Here is a 22,772-nt window from a genome sequence, read left to right as displayed (position 1 = left end):
TTGTACTTACTGGCTTATGCATCTTTCCGTTGTTATACCGGTCTACAACAGCGAGCGAACCATTGGACCGCTGATTGCCCGTCTGCACGACTGCCTGGCCGCCTGGTCCTACGAGGTGGTACTGGTCAACGACGGCAGTGTGGATCGGTCCGAAGCGGTTTGCCGGCAACTGACCGAAGCTCATCCTCAGGTGCAGTTTATTTCGCTGCGTCGAAACTTTGGGGAGTTCAACGCCGTGCTTTGTGGGCTCAACCATGCCCGGGGACAGTACGTAGCCATTATCGACGACGATTTTCAGAATCCGCCCGAAACGATCCTGACCCTGCTCGAGACGGCCGAAACCGGTCAGTACGATGTGGTGTATAGCCGATATGATCAGAAAAAACACCACTGGTTCCGAAACTGGGGGAGCTGGCTGGTGAACACACTGACCACCTACTCGCTCGGTAAACCCCGCGACCTGTATTTGTCGAGCTTTAAACTGATCCGTCGCGACGTGGTCGATGAAATTATCCGGTACCGTGGCCCGTACCCGTACATCGATGGGCTGATATTCCGGGTAACCCGACACGTAGGCAGTGTTATGGTGCCGCACAATGCCCGCGCGGAGGGCCGCTCCAACTACACGGTTCGCAAGCTGATCGGGTTGTTTCTGAACGTGTTCATAGGCTATTCGCTCTGGCCCATCCGGGGATTTACGATGCTGGGCGCTGCGCTGCTCGGGCTGGGGCTGCTGATCGGGGCCGGGAGCGGGCTGGGCTGGGCGCTGGGCCTGCTGCAGCTGCAGGGCTGGGGCGTAGTACTTTGGGCGGTTGGCACCGGTCTGGGCCTGCTTCTCTTGTGCCTGGGCGTACTGGGCGAGTACATCGGCAAGTTATTCATGGCTTATAGTGGCCTGCCGCCCTATGTCGAGAAAAAGACGCAGGCCGATGCCTCGCCCGCGTCGCGCTCATCCCTGCTGGCGCTGTTGCCTTTTCTCTTTTTCCACTGCCTGTTTTACCTATGATTGGTCGCTCAGAAGAGTATGAAAAGATGTTTCGGATCGAGCAGCAGTTGTGGTGGTACCGCATTCTGCACGAATCCGTTGGTCGCGCCCTGTGTCAGCAGTTCGGTAACCGTCGGGACATGGTTATTTTAGATGCTGGCTGCGGCACGGGCGGTATGCTCGATTTCCTGCGTCGGCAGGGGTATACCGATCTGCGGGGGGTCGACGGCTCGGCCGATGCGGTGGCGTTTTGCCACGAGCGCGGGCTAAACGCATCCCTGCTCGATCTGAACGATTTGGCGGGCTACGCGCCCGATCAGACCTATGACGCCATCGTTTGTAACGATGTATTCTGTTACTTCGACGATCCGGCGCTGGTTCGGCTGCTCACCGAGCTGCGTCGTCGGCTGCGGCCAGGCGGGGTGCTGATCAGCAATAATAATGCGTTCGACGTATTTCGGGGGCAGCACGACCTGGCCGTGGGCAGCACGCGCCGGTTTGTTCGGGCCGACCTGGAGCGGCTGTTCCCGATGGCTGGCCTGCGACTCCGTTATACAACCTACTGGAGCCTGCTGCTATCGCCCCTGATCCTGCTGGTCAGACAATGGCAGCGGCTACAGCTCCGACTGGGGTGGCGCAGTCCGGACGAACCCACCTCCGACGTGTATCTGCCCGGGAACCTGGTTAACGAGACACTTTATCGGATTGCGCATACCGAACAAAAACTGATTAGCCGAACCCCCTTTGGCAGTTCGCTGTTTTCAGTGAGCGATCCTACATAAGAATCATGTTCACTGGAATAGTTGAAACAACGGGCCTTGTTGCCGACCGTGTCTCCGAAGGCACCAATATTACCTTTCACATCGAGTCGTCACTGGCGTCAGAACTGACGATCGATCAGAGCGTTAGTCATAACGGCGTATGCCTGACGGTCACGAGCGTTGCCGACGGCCGATACAGCGTTACGGCGGTCGATGAAACGCTGCGCAAATCGAATCTGGGTGGGCTGGACGTGGGCAACCGCGTTAATCTGGAGCGGTGTATGCCCGCTAATGGCCGGTTCGACGGTCATATTGTACAGGGCCATGTCGACCAGACTGGCATTTGTACCAGCGTGCAGGACCTGAATGGCAGCTGGCTGTATGATTTTCAGTACGATCCCGGCGTGGCCGATAATGTAACGGTCGAAAAAGGATCGATATGTATCAACGGAGTCAGTTTAACCGTTTTCAATTCGGAAGCTGACCGATTTCGGGTAACCATCATCCCATACACCTACGAGCACACCACGTTCCGGGATCTGAAACCCGGCGATGTGGTCAACCTGGAGTTCGATATTATGGGGAAGTACATTAAAAAAATGCTGACCGGTTACCGGCAGCCGGTCTGAGATTCTGTTACTTTTGCAGGCAGGCCTGTAGCCGTATACCTCACCCGCTGACGCCCTACTTTTACAAATGACAAAAATCAGCACCCGATCAGTAACCGACCTGCTGGTTCATGCTGGCATTATTCTGGCCCTGTTCGCTGCGCTTTTTCTGGGGTTTTTCTTTATTTATCTGCCCTTCACGACCAACCATGGCCAGACCATAACCGTACCCGACGTGACGCGGCTGAGTCTCGATGAGATGCAGAATATCCTGAACGACCGCGACCTGCGCTACGAAGTCAGTGACTGTACCTTCGTGGCTGGAGCCCAGCCGCTGACCGTTATCCAGCAGTATCCGCGCGCCAATGCCAAAGTAAAGGAAGGCCGGAAGATCTACGTCACCATCACCAAACGGGTAGCACCAATGGTACCCATGCCGAAACTGGTCGATATGATTGACCGGAGTGCCGTGCTGATGCTGAAATCGATGGGTCTCGAAGAAGGGGAGAAAACGTACCGGCCCGATGTGGCAAAAAATGCGGTACTGCGGCAGCTCTATAACGGCAAGGAAATAGTGCCCGGAACCCCCGTACCGAAAGGCGCGCGCATCGATCTGGAAATTGGCGATGGACTGGGTAATACGATGTTCGCAATTCCCGACGTTGTAGGATTGCCTCTCGACGAAGCCGAAGCGGCCATTGTTGGGTCAAACCTCAAAGTTGGCACGAAAATTTCCGTTGACGATCCCGAGAAGGAAGTTGGCACGGTAGTTCGGCAGCGACCCGAAGCCCGGTCGGGCGAACGAATCCGCGTCGGCGAAACAATGGACCTCTGGATTGTGGGGCCAATTGAGCCGGATCAATAAACCGTGTCCGGTACAGAGACTACATGGGAATTGCTTTACCAGATCAGCCAAACTACGCGCCCGGTCGACGTTTACGGTGTATCGTTCTGCTGATAGTCAGTAGCCTGATGGTCACGGCCACGTGGGCCCAGACCCCGCTGTCGCTGCCTTTTTTCGACGACTTTTCAACCGGCTCGGCTCAGGCCGGTCGTGACCGGCCCGACCCCGTCCGCTGGGAGCCCGGGAGTGGCGTCTATATCAACAATACCATGGCGATAAACCACCCCACGGTAGGGGTGGCTACATTTGATGGACTGCGGGCCAACAATCAGCAGTATATACCGAACAACCAGCTGGCGCAGGGTTATACAGATACCCTGCAGTCGCGACCCGTTACGCTGGCGGGCCTGTCGGCAGCCGACTCGGTTTACCTGAGTTTTTACTGGCAGATTCGGGGCCTGGGCGAGTCGCCCGATCCCGGAGATTCGCTGACGCTTCAGTTTCTGGACCGGACCGGCGCCTGGCAAACCGTCTGGCGGGTCGAGGGCGGATCGCCCAACAATAACTTTCCGCAGGTGTTTATCCCCGTTCGCGATACCCGCTACTTCCACGCGGGCTTTGCGTTCCGGTTCCGATCCTACGGCCGGGCATCGGGGCCTTTCGATACCTGGAACGTTGATTATGTGTACCTGAACCGGGGCCGCTCCCGCGCCGACCGGTTCGTGAAAGACGTGGCCATGCGGCAGGCGATCAGCCCGCTGCTGCGTCGGTATACGGCCATGCCGCTGGCGCAGTATGCCGTGAATCCAGCCGGCGAAATAGCCGACTCGGTCACGACCGATATCAACAACCTGTTCAATACCTTCAACTTTACCACCCTCCGCTTCAGCATTCGCGACGAGCTGACGGGGCAGGTGCTGCAGAACGACCCCTCAACCGCTTCTGAACTGATTCAGGCGCTGAGTTCGCAGCGGAAACGCGCCGTTCCCAGACTGACCGGTGGATTTGGCTCGGCTACGCGGGCTTCCCTGCGTTATACCTTCGATCTGCTCACGACCGATGACCAGAACCCATCTATACCGGGGGTTAACCTGCGCCGGAACGATACGCTCTCGGCCGTGGCTACGCTCGACGATTATTATGCCTACGATGACGGAAGCTGGGAGTTTGCCCGGCAGATCGGCCCCCGCGAGCAGGTAGCTGTTCGGTTTATTCTGAACAAACCCGATGTGATTGCCGGCGTTCGAATGTGTCTGGTGCCGATTCGGATCAACCAGAGCGGCCAGCCTTTTACTATCAACGTCTACAACAACCGCAACGGCCTGCCTGGCCAGGTAATCTACCGCAAGTCGTTTGCGACCCAGTATCCCACAACCCGCAACGGATTCATCACCTTTCCGTTCGACCGGGGCATATCGGTCACCGACACCTTCTACGTCGGGTATCAGCAGGTCACGACCAGCGATACCACCCAGCTCCGGATAGGTTTTGATAAAGGCAGTCTGTTCGGGAGTCAGATCTTTTACAACGGCGGAACCAGCTGGGCCCAGAATCAGCAGTCGTCGGCACTCGACGTACAGGGTGCCTTTATGATCCGGCCCGTTATGGGCGGTCGGCCTGATACGGTGGTAACGGCTTTGCCCGAGCCCATACCGGCTTCATCGCTGAGCGTATACCCCAACCCCACCACGGGTCTGATTCGCTGGAATCATACGCAGCTCAGGCGGCTCGAGATACTGAACCCGAGCGGTCGTTTGCTGGTTGTTGTTGAACCCGGCCGTGGCCAGCAAACGCTGGATATCGGCCACCTGCCTGCCGGACTGTACCTGATTCGATTGTCGGACGGGCAGCGAACCGTAGTGCAGAAGCTGATTGTGCAACAGTAAGACCACTAACCAGTATACCCATGGATATTACCGTACAGGAGCTGAAAGAACGGCTCGACAAAGGCGAAAAGCTGAATCTGTTCGATGTTCGGGAGCCGAACGAATACGAAGCCGATAATATTGGCGCTACCCTGATTCCGTTGGGTGAGTTGCCCTACCGGATCGATGAACTCGACGGGTTGCAGGATGAAGAAGTGATCGTTCACTGCCGGTCGGGCGCGCGGAGTGCCCGGGCGCAACAGTACTTGGAAGAAAACGGCTTCACCAACGTCCGCAACGTGACCGGAGGGATGCTCGCCTACCGGGCCCAGTAAAGAGCCGGTTAGTGCGGCTCGTTGAGTAGGTCAAGAATAGTAGCCAGCGCGTCAGTCGGTGATGCGCTGGCTACGGAAACCGGCTGGTAGTTCCCCTGATTCCTGAACCAGGTGAGTTGCCGCTTGGCGTACCGCCGGGAGTTGCGTTTCAGCAGTCGCACCATCTCATCGTAATCGTAGGTGCCGTCCAGATACGGAAAAACCTCCTGGTAGCCAACGGTATGCAGGGCGGGCAGATCGCGGTAGGGCAGCAGCGACTGCACCTCGTCGAGGAGGCTGTTAGCCAGCATGGCATCCATACGATCGTCGATCCGGGCATATAATTCATCGCGCGGTCGGTCGAGCGCAATCAGGACCGTACGAAACGGGCGATCGGCTACCTGCTGGCGCCGAAACGATGAATACGGTTGCCCGGTTGCCAGGCATACTTCCAGCGCCCGCGTTACCCGTACCGGATTTTGCAGGTCGGCCGTTTGGGCGTAAAGCGGGTCGAGGTCCCGGAGTTGGGTCTGTAGCGCGGCCAGGCCTTCGGTTTGCAGGCGGGTGAACAACTGTTCCCGCAGGGCCGGATCGACCGTGGGCATATCGTCAAGCCCGAAACAGACGGCGTTGATGTACAGACCCGTTCCGCCCGTTAAAATCACCACGTCCTTTTTCTGAAAAAGAGTAGTCAGCAGGGCCAGACATTCGCGTTCGTACCGACCGGCATTAACGGGATCGGTAATGGAGTGAGAGCTGATGAAGTGATGAGGAACGCCCTGCTGTTCGGCCGGTGTTGGTTTAGCCGTGCCGATGCTGAGTTCCCGATACAGCTGCCGCGAGTCGGCAGACACCACATCAGTAGCGAGCGCTTTGGCCAGCTGCACGCAAAGAGCCGTTTTACCAACCGCAGTGGGGCCTGCAATGACAAGTACTGTTTTTTGGGTAGCCATCTGACTGGCAAAAATACACCGCTGCGCTACGCCGTGGGCATCAATCCCAAATCCCGTAAAAAAAATGATACAGAGTGTCAGCAGGTAATTATAAAATGAGTAATTTTATAGAGTTTATAGAGTATTGATAAATAGCACTGGTTGACCAGAATACATCAGACGTATAGATAGGAGCGAGTAGGGCATCCGGAACGCTGTAGGTAGCAGAAATAAAAAATACGTTCGTAATCATTGCGCTATTTTGCCGAATAAAAAGCTTAAAAATCTTAACCTATAGAGTGTTTGTGTAATTCTTCTCAAACAAATATATATCTTTGCTCATATGGACGCAATTCCCTTTTAATCAGTACGTTACGAACCATTAGGTTAGTACAAACAGTCATTATGGACGACCAAAACCTCAAGCAGACTTTAACTCCCTCTACTCAATCAGCTCTAAAGAAAACACTGGATATCATTTGTGGGAAATGGCGACTCTTCATCATTTTTCAACTAGGCACGGAGACCCGGCGATACGGCGAACTCCGGCGAATGATTCCTGACATCAGTGAAAAAGTACTAATTCAGGAACTGAAAGCATTGATTGAACTTGGTGTTTTAGAGAAGAAATCATTTAATGAAGTACCACCTCGCGTTGAGTACAACCTGACCGCCAGAGGATTGAAAGTGCTTCCCACCCTTTATCAGTTAACCAGCGTAGGCGAGGTGTTCCTGGAACCTTAGTCAATCAACTAATTTGCGCTTCGATTCGTTATTGGTGGGAAACTACAAGCGAACGAAGTTGATGAGCGGTAAACTATGGGGACTTATTGGCGGTATTGTTAGTATAGCCTGCTGGGCTCTGCTGTCAGCTTCCGGTAAGTCTTCGCTCGCTTTGGGAACAGTCCGGCCGCCACTCCAGCCCGAACCAAGGACTTCGTTCAGCCAGTCACTTCGATTCAACGTGTACACCTTCACGGTCGACGCACCGGACAGTGGGGCTGTACGTGAGGTAGCCATCAAAGCATACCGCGGGCAGTTGCTGCTAACCAACTTTCGGATCCGCATAGACGGCGCCATTACGGGGGCCGAAGTAGCTGACCTGGATAATAACCGCTTTCCCGAACTGTATATTTATAGTAGCAGTAACGGGAGCGGTTCGTTTGGTCGGGTCTATGGCTGGCAGTTTTTACCCGAGCGTAAGGCAGACGTGACACTCGTGAACTGGCGTTTACCCGTAGCCGATGGCTACATGGGTCACGACAGTTTGTGGATTGAGCGGGGCATACTGTGCCGTAAATACCCGGTTTATCAGTTTGGCGACGCCAACGCTGAGCCTACCGGCGGTGTTCGTATGCTTCGGTACCGGCTTCGTCCCGTTGGTCAGGGCTTTGCCCTTGTCGAAGAGCGCCAGTAAGTCAGGCCTGTCCACACCGCGTGGACAGGCCTGTTTTGATTAAAATAGCCGCAGGCCGAGGCTTAGGGTCGCTATGCCCAGGTATCCTTTGATATTCTTGTCTTTATACACACCGCCAACCGGCAGGGCATAGCGCGCGTCTACGTCGAGTCGGTTGAGAAACGTATAGCCTACGCCGACCTCTGCCGCATAGGTAAACGATTTCACCTCCAGCGCGCGCTCCGAGGGGTTCTGCGGATTCGGATTTTTCAGGTCAGAAGTTGTTTCCGGTGCGTTGAACGTTAAGCCCGCTATGGTGGCCGTTGTGCTTCGTTTGGCTTCGGCTTTGCGGGTAAACAACAGGTTGGGGCCTACAAACGCCCGTATTTTTCCGTCGCTCCACCGTTTCCCGAACAGGATAGGTATGTTGAACGACTCCAGGGTCGATGTGGAGGTTATGTTGACCGTAGCGGGGGTCTGAGCCGGTACCGCCGGCGGCAGCGAAAGCCCCGATAACACAGCGGCCAGCCCGGCCGGAATCGTCAGGTTTGCTTTTTGTTTCAGTATAAACTGGTTGTAATCGACCTCGACCTGAATGTAAAACCGGTCAAAATTCTGACGGCCCCAGATCCCGAACGAATAGCCGGTACCAATCCCGTTGCTTTTGTTGTCGAGTTGCGGAATAGCTACGCTGGCCGACAGCGGAATGGAGGGTATGGTCGTGTACCCATGCGTAAAGGTGGGGCCACCTTTTATCCCGCCTTCCAGTTTTTGCTGGCCCATAGCCAGGGTAGAGCCGATTAATAAAACCAGGGCAGTGAGTTGAACTTGCTTCATTGTGCGTTTACCGAAATGGGTTCTCTAATAGATGATAATATATTGGGTGTAAAACGATGATAGAACCCGATTAGGCGCCTGAAGTTTGCCTATAAGGTATAAATACTAGTATTATTTCGGGGGTATAAACTGAAACAAACATAAAACCAGCGGGTTGTTTGAATGATAAAGGTTCACTTACTTGCCAGCCGTTAAGTGTACATGTTTCATTAAACAACTACTAACTCATGGGTCTCTTATCATTTTTCAAGGGTGTTGGGGAAAAGATTTTTCACAAGGAGCAGGTAGCTGCCCCGGCCGATCCGGCACAGGCCGAAAAGGTTGAGCCACTACGGGCGCAGGCCCTGCTTGACCACGTCAAACAGCTGGGACTGGCCTATAACGCCCTTACCGTGAAGACCAAAGGCGATACGGTTATCCTGAGCGGTTCGGTGAAGTCGCAGGAGGATGCGGAGAAAATTGCGCTGGCCGTTGGTAACGTAGAAGGCGTATCGGCCGTTGACAACCAGCTGGACGTTGCCGAGCCAACACCGGCCGGTACGTTCTACACGGTGAAATCGGGCGACAGCCTGTCTAAAATCGCCAAGGAAGTCTACGGCGATGCCACGAAATATGGGATCATCTTCGAGGCTAACAAGCCTATGCTGAAAGATCCTGACCTGATCTATCCGGATCAGGTGCTGCGGATTCCGCAACTGTAAGCCTGATACAGGCAAAAGTCCGACGTTTCGGTAGGCGTGTAGGGTTGGCCGGCTGGCTGTGACCGTACACGCCTGCCGAAACGTTGTCATAAACATTACCCCCAATGGGCCGGTTTATCCGTTGTCAACCAACGTTATGAAACATGGCCGTTCATTTATTAGCGCTTCTCAACGAGCAGTTCACACCCGGTGTTATCGACCGGCTCGGTGCTGAACTGAACGAGTCGCCAGCCACCATACACAAAGCCGTTACCGGCGCACTGCCCACGCTGCTGGGCGGACTGACCCGGCGGGTACAGTCGACCGGCGGATCGTCGTCCATCCTTAGCTTTCTGGATAAGGGCGATTACGGCAAAACTCCTTTCGACGTCAGCCAGGCGCTCGACACTGAAGCCGAAACCCAGGCGGTTGCCGGGGCGGGAAACGGGTTTCTACAACAGATCTTCGACGATAAATTAGCCCGTTCTACGGAGTTACTGAGTGCCTACAGTGGGGCGAAACCGCAGTCGGTCAGCACCGTGCTGGGGCTCTCCGGCGCGGTACTAATGGGTGTCCTGGGCCGGCAGGAGCAGGAAAATGGCCTGACGGCCCACAGCCTGCAAACCCTGCTGCTGGGTCAGGCCAGCGAGTTCCGCAAAGCCATGCCCGACGGACTCGATGCGGTATCCAGCCTGCTCGGATTCGAGGAGTTACAAACCCCCGCCGGACCGCAAACCGAGGTGCAGGGAGCCGATAACTTCAGCGGCACCATTGTCAATCCCAACATTCCGAAAAGTGCGGAAGGCGATCGTCGGCGCGAAAACGTCCGGTGGTTGCGCTGGGCTATGGTCGCCATGGCTATTCTGGTCATTGCGCTCATTGTTCAGAAATTCAGCCAGAACCAGAACAGTGCCGACGGCATCAGTACCGATTCAACCGCGCAGGTCGAGTCAGACCGGTCCGAGGATGCGTCGGCGGCTACGCGACAGAGTATTCAGGATGCCAATGGGCAAACCGCTGATTCAACGGCCCCGGGTGCGCTCGGTATCCGCGATTCGACCATAAATAAGTAATAATTACTCAACAACCGAAAAGCAATGACAAACAACCTGAATCAACTGACCCGGCGATTTCTGCTGGTGGGCCTGCTGGCCGGTGCCAGCCTGAGCCTATGGAACTGCTCCGGCAGCAATAAGGAAACCAGCACCGAAAGCAGTACTGAAACTATGACGACAGATACGGCTTCCGGCTCGGACAGTTCCGTATTTGGTCGGCAGGGCGATACCCTTAATTCATCGGATCCGGGCGTTTCGCAGCAGGCGCCCCCCGATAGCGCCAGCGCCGGCGGGGCCGTAGTGCCTGCCGGAGTGAACGTAAAAGCGAAGCAGTAAGCAGGCCGGTCAGGTCGCTGAGTCGGCGGGTATTTAGTAACTTGCCCCCTGATTCGTTCGTCCGTATCGTCGTTGGAGAACGAATTGACCAACTCACCGACCTGACCGCCTGATTGTATGTTTGTTGACGCTATTGACCGCGTTGATCCGTTTACCCGCCCGCTGCATTCGATTGTGCGCCTGTATGGGCATGATGAAGTGATTCCGGGAACTGCCACCCTTTTTTTTGTGAACGAATACGGCTGTGCTGTTACCTGTAAGCACGTCGCCGAGCTGGTTGCCAAAGCCGATACCATCTACCACAACTACCTGAACTTTCAGGGTGAGCGACGGTCGGTACTCCGCGAACGGGATGCGGCCCAGCGCATCAGCCAGCTCGAAGAAAAATTCAAATTACAGTCCGACACCATTATCCGGGTGCGCAACAGCTTCGTGGGATGCGTCGATCTGTTTTCCGAAGTGACCATCGAGATGCACCCGACGCAGGATCTGGCCCTGTTGCGGTTCAAGGGCTATAATCGACTGCTTTATCAATCCCACGCCACCTTCCTGCAAGACACCAGTCGGGTGAAACCTGGCCGCAGTTTATGCCGTCTGGGCTACCCGTTTCCAGAGTTTACCAACTACCGCTACAACGCCGGCAGTGACGATATCGAATGGACCGCCGAAGGAAAGGTTACGTCGCCCCGTTTTCCGATCGACGGGATCGTTACCCGCCTGCTGAGCGACAGCTCCGGTATTGTGGGGATTGAAATGAGTACCCCCGGCCTGCGCGGGCAAAGCGGGGGCCCGCTCTTCGACACGAACGGGCTGATCTACGGGATGCAGTCGGCCACGCGGCACCTGCACCTGGGTTTCGACATCGAAGACCGCGAAGTCATGGTCAACGGCCGCCGGAGCCGCGTTTCCAACTATCCCTTTCTGAACGTGGGTCAGTGTGTTCACGTCGACGTTATTAAGGCGTTTCTGCGCGAGCGGGGCGTGCCGTTCTACGAGGCCTGACCAGTCGATCCGTTTCTGGTTGTAAATGCTGTATCTCTTTCTTTTGTCAACGTTACTCTTTCTGTCATGCGTGTACTGATTCTGTCGTTTCTGCTTTCTGCCCTGCTCCCGGCCAGCCTGTTGGCCCAGACAATAGACCCCATCCGCGTAGCTACCTACAACATCCGATACGACACCCCTAAAGATGGGCCCAACGCCTGGCCCAATCGGAGAGAAAACGTGAAGGGCCTGATTCGTTACCATGAGTTCGACATTATGGGCACGCAGGAGGGCTTGCTGAATCAGCTGAACGACCTGAGCCAGATGCCTGGGTTTGCCCGCATCGGTAAAGGCCGTGACGATGGCAAAGAAGGCGGAGAACATTCGGCTATCTTTTACCGGAAAGACCGCTTTTCTGTGCTGCAATCGGGCGATTTCTGGCTGAGCGAAACGCCGGATAAACCCTCGCTCGGCTGGGATGCTAGCTGCTGCAACCGCATCTGCTCGTGGGCTAAACTCCGCGATCAGCGAAGCCGGAAAGAATTGTATGTGTTCAACGTCCATTTCGATCACCAGGGGGTCGAGGCCCGCCGGCAGTCGGGGAAGCTGCTGGTTCAGAAAATCAGCGAGATCGCCAAAGATGCCCCCGTCATCTGTACGGGCGATTTCAACTCGACTCCCGATACGGAGCAGATCCGGACCATGCAAACCCGGCTGAACGACGCCTACCGGGTAACAGCTACCCCGCCTTACGGGCCGGTCGGTACGTTCAACGCCTTTGCCTTCGATGCGCCCATGAAAGACCGGATCGATTATATCTTCGTCAGTAAAGACATCGATGTGCTCAGTTATGCCGTTCTGACCGACGCCAATCAGCAGCGGTACCCGTCCGATCATCAGCCCGTTGTCATCAAGGCGGTTATCCGGTAAGGGGCTGGCTGGCCTGATATCGCCCGCTTTTCGGGGCTTTGGTCGTATCTTTGGGCCGTAAACGACCACGCATATGAACGTTCTCTCAGATACGACTCCGCTGCAAACCACCCTCACAGCCGACGCTCTCGCGCTGCTGAAACGCCTGATTGCTACCCCTTCGTTCAGTCGGGAGGAGCAGCAGACGGCTGCGCTGATCGAAGCCTTTTTTCGGGAAAAGCAGATCCCGTACGAGCGGCTGGAGAATAACATCTGGGCCAAAAACCGGTTCTTCGACCCGGCCAAACCAACGGTGCTGCTCAACTCACACCACGATACGGTGAAGCCCAACCCGTCCTGGACGCTCGACCCGTTTACGCCCGTCGAGCGCGACGATAAGCTGTTCGGGCTGGGAAGCAACGATGCCGGTGGTTGTCTGGTATCGCTGATAGCCGCGTTCGTCTACTTTTACGACCGGCCCGACCTGAGCCATAACGTCGTAATGGCGGCCAGCGCCGAAGAAGAGATTTCGGGGCGCAACGGGCTGGAGCTGCTGCTGCCGCACCTGCCACCGATCAGCTTCGCCATAGTGGGCGAGCCGACCGAGATGCAGCTGGCTATTGCCGAAAAAGGCCTGCTTGTGCTCGACTGTACCGCCCATGGCGTCAGCGGTCACGCGGCCCGGAACGAAGGGGAGAACGCCATCTACAAAGCCATACAGGACATCAACTGGCTCACAACCTACCAGTTTCCGAAAGAGTCGCCAACGCTGGGGCCCATCAAACTGTCGGTGACGATTATCCAGGCCGGAAGCCAGCATAACGTAGTGCCCGATGTCTGTACGTTTACGGTCGATGTGCGCGTTACGGAGCAGTATACCCTCGAGGAAGTCATCGATACCATCCGCACAAATATTCGGTCGGAGGTGAAGCCGCGCTCGATTCGGCTCAAACCGTCGAGCATCCCGGCCGATCATCCCATCGTGCGGGCCGGGCTGGCGCTGGGTCGACATACCTACGGCTCGCCCACCACGTCGGATCAGGCGGTGCTGAACTGCCCTTCGCTGAAGTGCGGCCCCGGCCATTCGGGACGGTCGCACTCGGCCGATGAGTTTATCTACCTGCGGGAAATCAGCGAAGGGGTAGATGGCTACATCCGTATGCTGGAACAGGTGCTGTAACCCCGGCCGCTCGGGCTGCATTAGGTAAGAATAGAGGGGGTAGACGCTTTTGAGGATACATACCCCCGAAACCAATGCCCGTTCGTCTACCCGTTTACCTGACCTGTTTATTGCTTATACCTGGCTGCTATGGGCTTATGGCCCAGCCCAAACCGATGTCTGAGCGCATGGCCGAAACGGTCATGACCCTCCATCGCGATTCCATCGTTACCAAAGAAGGCAACCCCGCCCGCTGGGATTACGAACAGGGACTCGTGCTGAAAGCCCTCGAACGGGTCTGGCAACGCACCGGCGACGGTCGCTATTATGCCTATATCCTGCGCGACATGAACCGGTTCATCAGTGCCGATGGCCGCATCCGTACGTTCCGGATGGACGAGTACAATCTCGACAATATTACCCCCGGCCGGACCCTGCTCACGCTGGCGCAGCAGACCGAAGCGGGTCGCGAGAAGTTTCGGCGGGCGGCCGATACCCTCCGTGCCCAGCTGACCCGCCAGCCGCGCACCCAGGCGCGGGGCTTCTGGCACAAACAGCGGTACCCGAACCAAATGTGGCTCGACGGTCTGTACATGGCCGAACCTTTTTACGCGGAATACAGCGCCCTCTACCGGCAACCCGAAAACTTCGACGATATCGCCCTGCAGTTCGCGCTGATCGAGAAAAATCTGCTCGACCCGAAAACCGGTTTGCTGTATCACGGCTACGACGAGAGTCGCCAGCAGAAATGGGCCAATCCCAAAACCGGGGTATCGCCCAACTTCTGGGGGCGGTCAATCGGCTGGTATGCCATGGCGCTGGTCGATGTTCTCGATTATTTTCCGTCGAATCACCCGCGCCGGGCCGACCTCGTGGGGTATCTGCAGCGGCTGATGCCCATCGTGGTGCGCTACCAGGATAAAGCCACGGGCTGCTGGTATCAGATACCCGATCAGGCCAGCCGCAAGGGTAACTATCCCGAAGCGTCGGCGTCGTGCATGTTCGTGTATGCCCTGGCCAAAGGTGTACGGATGGGCTACCTGCCCGCCCCCCTGCTCGACAACGCCCGGCGTGGCTATGCCGGTATCCAGAAAACCTTTATCGAGACCGACGCCAACGGACTGCCGCATCTGAACGGAACGGTGAGCGTAGGCGGGCTGGGCGGTAACCCCTACCGCGATGGCAGCTACGCGTATTACCTGAGCGAACCCATCAAAAAAAACGATCTCAAAGGCGTTGGACCCTTTATTATGGCCAGTGTCGAAATGGAGATAGCCGATGAGCCGGCGGTTGGCCGGGGACGTAACGTGGGACTGGACTACTATTTTAACCACGAATTCCGAAAGAGCGATGCCGGTCCCGGAGCGCCCGAGCGCGAACCGTTTCATTATACCTGGGAAGATCGTATGCATTCGGGCTTCTGGCTCTGGGGCAATACCTTCCGTGAACTGGGTGCTAAAACGGTTGCCGTACCCATGGCGCCCACGGCCCAGAGCCTCAAAAACGTCGATGTGTACATCATCGTTGATCCTGACACACCCAAAGAAACGGCTGCTCCCCGCTATATTCAGCCGACCGACAGCAAGGCTGTTGAAGACTGGGTGCGGGCGGGTGGGGTCCTGGTGCTGATGGCCAACGACACCGCCAACTGCGAGATTCCTCATTTTAACGAACTGGCTGGCCGCTTCGGCGTTCGCTTCGGCAGCGAGCTGGTAAACCCGGTGCAGGGAACCCAATGGGAGGGGGGCAAACTGACTATCCCGGCCGGCGGTCCTATATTCAGCACCACGCGGACCATTTACATCAAAGAACTGTCGCCCCTGACGTTGACCCGCCCGGCCCAGTCCGCCCTGACCGACGCGAAAGGCCGGGTCATCATGGCGACAGCGAAAGTAGGAAAAGGTACCGTATTCGTAGTGGGCGATCCGTGGCTGTATAACGAATACACCGATGGTCGACGCATTCCAAACGAGTACCAGAATTTCCGGGCTGGTAAAGAGCTGGCAACCTGGCTGCTGAAACAATGTCCGTCCCGGAAATGAGCCGTTCGGTACAAGCCGGGTCCCGGACTTTTTGGATAAGGAGTCGTCCTGGTCGGCACGAAACCACTGAGCGTCAATCAGGATGAGTTGCCCCGCTTTTTAGTAAAAATTAGAGAAAATATTTCATTGAAACGATAAGGTACGCTAAGGGTAAGGCAGCTGATTGGTGTCATTCTGGTACTTGACTTACTACTCTATGACCGGACTCGACGAACAAACAGGACCGGACCCGGCCCGTTCACCCCAGTCCGCCGGGCCAGCGAATGGGCCGGTACCCGTGCGGGACAACGAATATTTTGTTCGGCTCGCCTTTGCCGAATCGCCCCAACAGGGCTTCGAAGCCCTATTTCGGTTGTATTATCAGGCTCTGTGCAGCCATGCGCTGCGGTTCGTCTACACCCGCGAAGTGGCCGAAGATATTGTGGGCGAGGTATTTTATCAGCTCTGGAAAACGGGTAGTTACGCATCCGTTCAGCATACCTATCGCACCTATCTCTACGCGGCCGTTCGCCACCGCGCCCACAACTACCTCCGCGACGAGCTGACTGGCACCCGAACCCCCGCTTCGCTCGACGCGCTCGACGACACCGGCCAGACCGAAACCCCCCAGACGCTGATCGAGTATGACGAAACCTTTCAGCGGGTCGAGCAGGTGATTCATGCGCTGCCGCCCCAGTGTCAGCGGGTGTTTCTGATGAGCCGGTTCGAGAACCGGAAAAATCAGGAAATCGCCGATGAACTGGGCCTGGCCCTTAAAACGGTAGAGGCTCATATGGCCCGGGCCTTGCAGCAGCTCCGGCGCGTATTTCTGTCGGCGGGCCTGCTCCTGGCAGCCTGGCTCTACTAAGGGTAAACGCCGGGTTGCGTGTCCAATCAAGAAAGGCTCATGTATGGAAGACATCATAACTAAAGAGGTGCTGTTCGATTACTTTTCGGGTCGGGTCAGTCCACTCCAGAAAAAATCGGTAGAGACCTGGCTGGCCGAAGCCGGTAACCGCGAGCAGTACTACCAATGGCTGCACGAATGGGAGCTGAAACACCTGCAGGCGGGTACCGACTGGCAGCCCGCCTTTGAACAGCTGGCCCGGCGGGTTAGCCTGGTCACCTCCGCGACCCCGGTCAATACCCCCGCCGGGTCGAACCCCGTCTGGCAGCGGATGAGTCGTGGTTTGGGTCGGGTATGGGCCGTAGCGGCTTCCGTCTGCGTAGTTGTCGGGCTCAGCGGCTGGCTGCTGCGCGACCAGCTCCTGTACCGGACAGAGCAGACCGGCTTCGGCGAAATCAAGACCCTGACCTTGCCCGACGGCTCGGTCGTGACCCTGAACGCTAATTCGTCGCTGCGGTTTCCGAGAGTAACTTTCGGGCCGAGCCTTTTCGGCGCTGGCCCGCGCACGGTCGAGCTCACCGGAGAGGCTGACTTTGCGGTCCGGCACCTGCCCGATCACCAGCGGTTTATGGTACAGACGCCCAAAGGCCTGGTTGTAACGGTGCTGGGTACGCAGTTTACCGTTCTCAGCCGCGAGCGGAGTACGCGCGTGGTGCTGCACTCGGGTCGGGTGGCGCTCAGTCTCCGGCAGCAGCAAGACCGCCCCTCGCTGACGATGCGCCCCGGCGATCTGGCCACCCTCGGCCCAACCGGTCGGCTGGCTATTGCGCCCGTCCGGCATCCGGAAGCGCTGGCTTCCTGGAAACGACACCGATTCACGTTTGAGCAGACCTCCCTGCGCGAGATCGCCGATATACTGCACGAAAACTACGGCCTCACCGTCACCATCAAAGACGCGCAGCTGGCCAGCCGAACCGTGTCGGGCTCGTTTCCGGCGCGCGATGCCAATGAGGTGCTGGCGCTGGTGGCTGAGCTGCTCCAGATCAACTACATCCGCGATAATGACCGCGTTCTGTTCACTGATTAATTGCCTGTTATCTACTAAATCCTGTACTACATGATGGCTATACGTTTATCATCGGTCGGCCTGGTCGGAATGCTGCTGTTCAGCGGCTATCCCGGACTGGCCCAGTTTATGGCAACGGCCCGGTCGCTGCCCAGAGCAACCTACCAGCTGGCTCCTCCGCAGACCATTCAGCTGCGCGACGTGCTGAACCAGCTGAAGGTGCGCTACCAGGTCGATATCCTGTTCGAAGACCGGCTCGTCAGCGACCAGCGCATACTGCCCGGCGTTATCGACCCCGGCGCATCGCTGGAGCGGAATCTGACCAACGTGCTGCGGCCGCAGGGGCTTCGCTATAAAAAGGTGAAAACCGGCGTGTACCTGGTGCTGGCCGAGACCAAAGCCCGCAAAGTATCGGAAGCGAGTGAGATAACGACCCTGCCGACCACGGCGCTGGCCAGCGGGCAGCGGCTGGAAACGGAGCCGTCGGCACCGCTGACGAATACGCTACAGCGGACCGCCGTGGCCGACCAGACCATCAGCGGTCGGGTAACCGACGGGGCTACCGGCGCGGGTTTGCCCGGGGTTAGCGTGGTCGTGAAAGGAACCAGCCGGGGCACCACCACCGATGGCGAAGGCAATTACCGGGTCAACGCGCCCGATGGTGCCGTTACGCTGGTGCTCTCGTTTATTGGCTACGTTACCCAGGAGGTCGCTGTGGGCAACCGCAGCACCGTCAACGTGACTATGGCCGTCGACGATAAAACCCTGAGCGAAATTGTGGTGGTGGGCTACGGTACCCAGAACCGGCGCGAGCTGACGGGGTCGATCGCGTCCATCAACACCCAGACCATCCGCGACCAGCCCGTCACGAACGTGGTTGAAGGGCTGACGGGTCGGCTGCCGGGCGTACTCGTACAGCAGAATACGGGCGCGCCGGGTAATGCGCCGTCCATAAAAGTACGCGGGCTGGGTTCCATCAGCGCGGGTAACGGGCCACTGGTCGTTATCGACGGCCAGCCGATCAACTCGGGTACCCAGACCAATGCGGGTGGGCTGAACCTCCTCAACCCGAACGATATCGAGAAAATCGACGTGCTGAAAGATGCGTCGGCTACGGCCATTTTCGGATCGCGGGGTGCTAATGGTGTCGTACTCGTCACCACCAAGCGCGGCAAGTCGGGCCAGCCCCGCATCAATGTCGATTATTACACGGGCGTTCAGGAGGTGAGCAAGAAGGTAGAGCTACTCAACGCGCAGCAATTTGCCGAGTATTCGAAAGAAGCCTCGAATACGGCCTACCTGGAACGGGTGCCGGGGGCATCGATCAACGACCCCAACAGCCAGCGGGCCTCCGGCCAGCGGTACCGGTACCCGCGGGGCGAGATTGCCGGCTATAACTTCGACAACCCGGCCAGTCTGACGTATTACGATTACCAGGACCTGATTTTCCGGCGTGCGCCCATCAGCAACTACCAGGTGTCGGCCTCGGGCGGAACCGACCGGGTGCAGTACTTCGTGTCGGGCAACTACCTGACACAGCAGGGCATCATTCGCGGGTCGGACCTGAACCGGTATACCGTCCGGTCGAACATCGATGCGCAGCTGTCGTCGAAGCTGAAAGTAGGGCTGAGTTTCAGCCCGTCGTATACGCTCGAAAACCGGGTCAACTCCGACGGGCACTGGGCCAACAACGGGGTCATCAACGCGGCTCTGTCGGCCATGCCCATTCTGCCGATCTACCAGGCCGACGGCGTCACCTACAACTCGCAGGCGTCTATCGCAGCGCCGTACGACTATCCCGGCATAACGAACCCCGTGGCCAATATCACCGAGCGCGACGACAAAGCCAATACGCTCCGGCTGCTGGGTAACGCCTACGCCGAACTGAGCATCTGGAAATCGCTGCGCTACCGCGGCACCATTGGGGGCGATGTGTCGTCGTTCCGCCAGAACCAGTTCCAGACGTCGGCCATTCCGCTCAATCAGCTTCTGCCCCCCAACGCCAACAACGGTACATCGTTCACCTCGCAGAATATCAACTGGGTAACCAACCACACGCTGAACTACACCCTCGACATCGGGACCAAACACCATGCCGAAGCCCTCATCGGTATGGAAGCCCAGCGGAACGATTACGAAGAAAACCGCGTAACGGCCAATAATTTCCCCAACGACGCCGTCCGCACCATCAACGCGGGGGTGATTACGGGTGGGCTTTCCTTCCGCGATCAGTGGACGATGGCATCGTACTTCGCCCGCTTCAACTACGCGTTACTGGACCGGTACCTGTTCAACGTGTCGATCCGGCGCGACGGCTCCTCGCGGTTTGGGGCCAACAACCGGTATGGTACGTTCCCATCGGCGTCGGTGGGCTGGCGCGTAACCGAAGAGCCGTTCATGAAAAGCATACCGGTCATCTCGGAACTCAAACTGCGGGCCAGCTACGGCCTGTCGGGCAACAATGCGTTCCTGGGCCCCGACGGTCGTCCCAACAACTACCCGGCCATCGGGGTGCTGACCAAAGACAACTACGTATTCAACAACGTCCTGGTCAATGGCCTGGCTACCAGTACAATAGGTAACGAAAGTCTGACCTGGGAGAAGAGCCGGCAAACGGACATCGGGGCCGACATCGGCCTGTTCCAGAACCGTTTGTTTCTGACGGTCGATTATTACAAACGCATCACGACCGATCTGCTGCTGTCGGTACAGGTGCCGTCGCTGACGGGCTTTACCTCGGCGGTGCGGAACATTGGTAAAGTGGAGAACAAGGGCATGGAGTTCAGCCTGTCGAGCCGCAACCTGACCGGCGCCTTTACCTGGACAACCGATCTGAACTTCTCGTTTAACCGCAACAAAGTGCTGGCCCTCGGACCCACGGGCGATCCCGTCCGGAGTGGCTCGGGCATCGGCGAAACCAACATCTCGGTCATTGGCGAGCCGCTGGGCAGTTTCTACGGCTACCGGCAGCTGGGCGTATTCCGGGATCAGGCGGATCTGGACAGTTACCCGCGCTTTGCCGACAGCCGCCCCGGTGATGTCAAGTACGAAGACGTGAACAAAGACGGCCGTATCAACGCCGACGACCGCACGCTGATCGGGAATAACCAGCCCGACTTCGTATACGGTTTCACCAACAGTTTCTCGTTCAAGGGACTCGATCTGGGTATTGTGGTGCAGGGGGTACAAGGGGGCGAAATCCTGAACCTGTCGCGCCGGTTTTTCGAGAATCTCGAAGGAAACGCCAACCAGCTCACCACGGTGCTGAACCGCTGGCGGTCGCCCCAGAACCCGGGCGATGGGGTAACGCCCCGCGCCAACAGCCGGTCTACGGGCAACAACAACCAGGTGTCTACCCGCTGGATCGAAAGCGCCAGTTACCTCCGCATCCGGAATATCACGCTGGGCTACAACCTGCCCAAAACGCTGGCCAACCGGTTTAAGATGCAGACGCTACGCGTTTATGTCGGTGCGCAGAATGTGCTGACCGTCAGCAAATACCTGGGCTACAACCCCGAAGTGAGCGGCTACGAAGGGCCGTTGACGGGGGGCGTCGATTACGGTTCATACCCGCTGGCGCGGACCTATACCGCGGGCATCAATCTGGGCTTTTAACGCTTGACTCTTAGACACGACTTCCATGAAAAAATCATATATCCTGGCCAGTCTGCTCAGTCTGAGCCTGGCGTCCTGCCGCGAGCAGTTTCTGGATCTGGCTCCCATTGCGCAGGCCAACACGGCTTCGTTTTTCAAAACGCAGTCTGACATGATCATCACCCTGAACGGGGCCTACGGAGCGCTGCAGTTTGCGGGTCAGTACGGACAGAACTACGTATTCTCCGAAATTCCCTCCGACGATACCACCCCGGTTCTGTCGGGCTCCGTAACGGATCAGGACGAGTTCGATAAGTTTTACCTGCGGACAACCAATCCGTTTCTGGTCACCCGCTGGAACGATGGCTACCGGGGCATCTACCGGACCAACGTGGTTATTGACCGAATTGCGGGCGTAACCATGGACGAGACCCTGAAGAAGCGGCTGGTGGGCGAAGCCAAATTTCTGCGGGCGCTGATGTACTTCAACCTGGTGCGCACCTTTGGCGATGTGCCGCTCGTGCTGACCGAAATCACCGATCCCACGCAGGGCTACGAATACGGGCGGTCGCCGGTGGCCGATGTATACGCGCAGATCACCAAAGACCTGACCGATGCGGAAGCGGCTCTGCCGGAGCGGTATACCGGCGCCGACATCGGGCGGGCCACCCGCGGAGCGGCCAAATCGCTGCTGGGAAAGGTCTATATGACCCAGCGCAAATACGCCGAAGCGGCCACCAAGCTGAAAGAAGTGGTGGATGCCAACACCTACGATCTGCTGCCCGTCTACGCCGATCTGTTCAGGCCCGCCAACAAAAACAGCCGCGAGTCGATCTTCGAGGTGCAGTATAAGAAAGGGTCGCTGGGCGAGGGGAGTAACTTCGGCAATACCTACGCACCCGAGAACTCGGGAAACGCCGTTATTCAGTTTGGCGGGGGCGGCAACAACCGCCCAACTCCCGATCTGGAGCAGGCGTTCGAGGCTAACGACCCCCGCAGAGCTGCTTCGTTCGCTACCAGCTACGTCAACAGCAGCGGCACCCGCATCGATTACTATTACATCCGGAAGTACCTCGACGCCCCCACGGTCAACGGCGACGCCGAAGATAATTTCTACGTGCTGCGCTATGCCGACGTGCTGCTGCTCTACGCCGAAGCCCTGAACGAAACCGGCCGTACCGCCGAAGCCCTGCCCTTGCTGAACCGCGTTCGGAAACGGGTTGGGCTGGCCGACAAAACGGCTCTGTCGCAGGCCGATATGCGGCTGGCGCTGGAGCAGGAACGCCGGGTCGAACTGGCCTTCGAAGGACATCGCTGGTTCGACCTGGTGCGTACGGGACGGGCGCTGCCGGTATTACAGGCCAAAGCCGCGGCCATCGGGATCAAAACGAACCTGACACAAAACAACCTGGTCTTTCCGGTTCCGCAGAGTCAGATTGATATCAACCCCAGCAAGATCAGTCAGAACCCCGGCTATTAGCCACGCAGCCCGGAGCCCCTGTCAGCGTTGACAGGGGCTTTCGTTTGATAAAGCAGGCCATAACTGGCTGGTTTATGAGTAGGCCCGGCCCTGACGGCTTCT

General features: G+C 57.4%; 21 protein-coding genes. 19 read left to right on the top strand and 2 right to left on the bottom strand.

Going from position 1 to position 22,772, the window contains the following annotated elements; genetic code table 11:
* Nucleotides 1–16 precede the first annotated feature (16 nt).
* From EQG79_RS21185 to EQG79_RS21160, 6 genes are all read left to right on the top strand, one after another.
* Complete coding sequence (locus EQG79_RS21185; RefSeq protein ID WP_077921258.1) at nucleotides 17–1,006, top strand: glycosyltransferase family 2 protein; 990 nt, start codon at nucleotides 17–19, stop codon at nucleotides 1,004–1,006.
* Entirely contained in the window at nucleotides 1,003–1,767 is a 765-nt protein-coding gene (locus tag EQG79_RS21180; protein WP_077921257.1) for a class I SAM-dependent DNA methyltransferase, read from the top strand. Before EQG79_RS21185 ends, EQG79_RS21180 begins: the two co-directional genes overlap by 4 nt.
* A gap of 5 nt (nucleotides 1,768–1,772) precedes the next feature.
* Nucleotides 1,773–2,375 (top strand): riboflavin synthase, encoded by a 603-nt coding sequence (locus EQG79_RS21175; protein WP_129603792.1) that lies wholly within the window; start codon nucleotides 1,773–1,775, stop codon nucleotides 2,373–2,375.
* Nucleotides 2,376–2,442: 67 nt separating this feature from the next.
* Nucleotides 2,443–3,219 carry a PASTA domain-containing protein gene (locus EQG79_RS21170; RefSeq protein WP_077921255.1) on the top strand — a complete coding sequence of 259 codons (777 nt, stop codon included), beginning with the start codon at nucleotides 2,443–2,445 and terminating at the stop codon, nucleotides 3,217–3,219.
* Nucleotides 3,220–3,326: 107 nt separating this feature from the next.
* Entirely contained in the window at nucleotides 3,327–5,084 is a 1,758-nt protein-coding gene (locus EQG79_RS21165) for a T9SS type A sorting domain-containing protein (RefSeq protein ID WP_236648733.1), read from the top strand.
* Nucleotides 5,085–5,104: 20 nt separating this feature from the next.
* Nucleotides 5,105–5,398 carry a rhodanese-like domain-containing protein gene (locus tag EQG79_RS21160; protein WP_077921253.1) on the top strand — a complete coding sequence of 98 codons (294 nt, stop codon included), beginning with the start codon at nucleotides 5,105–5,107 and terminating at the stop codon, nucleotides 5,396–5,398.
* Nucleotides 5,399–5,406: 8 nt separating this feature from the next.
* Here EQG79_RS21160 and miaA read toward each other — a convergent pair whose 3' ends face one another.
* Nucleotides 5,407–6,330 carry a tRNA (adenosine(37)-N6)-dimethylallyltransferase MiaA gene (gene miaA / locus EQG79_RS21155; protein WP_077921252.1) on the bottom strand — a complete coding sequence of 308 codons (924 nt, stop codon included), beginning with the start codon at nucleotides 6,328–6,330 and terminating at the stop codon, nucleotides 5,407–5,409.
* Nucleotides 6,331–6,714: 384 nt separating this feature from the next.
* On the opposite strand from miaA, the gene EQG79_RS21150 reads away from it, so the two are divergent.
* On the top strand, nucleotides 6,715–7,053 hold the full coding sequence (locus EQG79_RS21150) for a winged helix-turn-helix transcriptional regulator (RefSeq protein ID WP_077921251.1): 339 nt from the start codon (nucleotides 6,715–6,717) through the stop codon (nucleotides 7,051–7,053).
* Between the two features lie 61 nt (nucleotides 7,054–7,114).
* Nucleotides 7,115–7,726, top strand: a complete 612-nt coding sequence (locus tag EQG79_RS21145; RefSeq protein ID WP_077921250.1) for a hypothetical protein — start codon at nucleotides 7,115–7,117, stop codon at nucleotides 7,724–7,726.
* A 39-nt stretch (nucleotides 7,727–7,765) separates the two neighbouring features.
* On the opposite strand, the gene EQG79_RS21140 is transcribed toward EQG79_RS21145, so the two are convergent.
* On the bottom strand, nucleotides 7,766–8,542 hold the full coding sequence (locus EQG79_RS21140) for an outer membrane beta-barrel protein (protein ID WP_129603786.1): 777 nt from the start codon (nucleotides 8,540–8,542) through the stop codon (nucleotides 7,766–7,768).
* A gap of 227 nt (nucleotides 8,543–8,769) precedes the next feature.
* Between EQG79_RS21140 and lysM the strand changes: the two genes are divergently transcribed.
* The 11 genes from lysM to EQG79_RS21085 all read left to right on the top strand — a co-directional run bounded on the left by lysM (nucleotide 8,770) and on the right by EQG79_RS21085 (nucleotide 22,670).
* Entirely contained in the window at nucleotides 8,770–9,243 is a 474-nt protein-coding gene (gene lysM, locus EQG79_RS21135) for a peptidoglycan-binding protein LysM (protein WP_077921248.1), read from the top strand.
* Nucleotides 9,244–9,386: 143 nt separating this feature from the next.
* The gene (locus EQG79_RS21130; RefSeq protein ID WP_077921247.1) at nucleotides 9,387–10,295 is read left to right on the top strand and encodes a DUF937 domain-containing protein; all 909 of its coding nucleotides are present in this window, start codon (nucleotides 9,387–9,389) and stop codon (nucleotides 10,293–10,295) included.
* Nucleotides 10,296–10,319: 24 nt separating this feature from the next.
* On the top strand, nucleotides 10,320–10,613 hold the full coding sequence (locus tag EQG79_RS21125) for a hypothetical protein (protein WP_077921246.1): 294 nt from the start codon (nucleotides 10,320–10,322) through the stop codon (nucleotides 10,611–10,613).
* A gap of 117 nt (nucleotides 10,614–10,730) precedes the next feature.
* Nucleotides 10,731–11,615, top strand: coding sequence for a trypsin-like peptidase domain-containing protein (locus EQG79_RS21120; protein WP_129603783.1), 885 nt, complete (start codon nucleotides 10,731–10,733; stop codon nucleotides 11,613–11,615).
* A gap of 66 nt (nucleotides 11,616–11,681) precedes the next feature.
* On the top strand, nucleotides 11,682–12,524 hold the full coding sequence (locus EQG79_RS21115) for an endonuclease/exonuclease/phosphatase family protein (protein WP_129603780.1): 843 nt from the start codon (nucleotides 11,682–11,684) through the stop codon (nucleotides 12,522–12,524).
* Between the two features lie 73 nt (nucleotides 12,525–12,597).
* Nucleotides 12,598–13,683 (top strand): M20 family metallo-hydrolase, encoded by a 1,086-nt coding sequence (locus tag EQG79_RS21110; protein ID WP_077921243.1) that lies wholly within the window; start codon nucleotides 12,598–12,600, stop codon nucleotides 13,681–13,683.
* Nucleotides 13,684–13,757: 74 nt separating this feature from the next.
* Entirely contained in the window at nucleotides 13,758–15,704 is a 1,947-nt protein-coding gene (locus EQG79_RS21105) for a glycoside hydrolase family 88 protein (RefSeq protein WP_394343317.1), read from the top strand.
* Between the two features lie 181 nt (nucleotides 15,705–15,885).
* On the top strand, nucleotides 15,886–16,551 hold the full coding sequence (locus tag EQG79_RS21100; RefSeq protein ID WP_240699412.1) for an RNA polymerase sigma-70 factor: 666 nt from the start codon (nucleotides 15,886–15,888) through the stop codon (nucleotides 16,549–16,551).
* Nucleotides 16,552–16,594: 43 nt separating this feature from the next.
* Entirely contained in the window at nucleotides 16,595–17,617 is a 1,023-nt protein-coding gene (locus tag EQG79_RS21095) for a FecR family protein (protein ID WP_077921240.1), read from the top strand.
* 30 nt (nucleotides 17,618–17,647) lie between these two features.
* Complete coding sequence (locus EQG79_RS21090; RefSeq protein ID WP_077921239.1) at nucleotides 17,648–21,211, top strand: SusC/RagA family TonB-linked outer membrane protein; 3,564 nt, start codon at nucleotides 17,648–17,650, stop codon at nucleotides 21,209–21,211.
* 25 nt (nucleotides 21,212–21,236) lie between these two features.
* Nucleotides 21,237–22,670 carry a RagB/SusD family nutrient uptake outer membrane protein gene (locus tag EQG79_RS21085; RefSeq protein ID WP_129603777.1) on the top strand — a complete coding sequence of 478 codons (1,434 nt, stop codon included), beginning with the start codon at nucleotides 21,237–21,239 and terminating at the stop codon, nucleotides 22,668–22,670.
* The last annotated feature ends 102 nt before the right edge of the window (nucleotides 22,671–22,772 follow it).

This window comes from Spirosoma sordidisoli, from assembly GCF_004138325.1.
GTDB classification, from domain to species: domain Bacteria; phylum Bacteroidota; class Bacteroidia; order Cytophagales; family Spirosomataceae; genus Spirosoma; species Spirosoma sordidisoli.
This window is presented reverse-complemented; position numbering and strand designations above follow the sequence as displayed.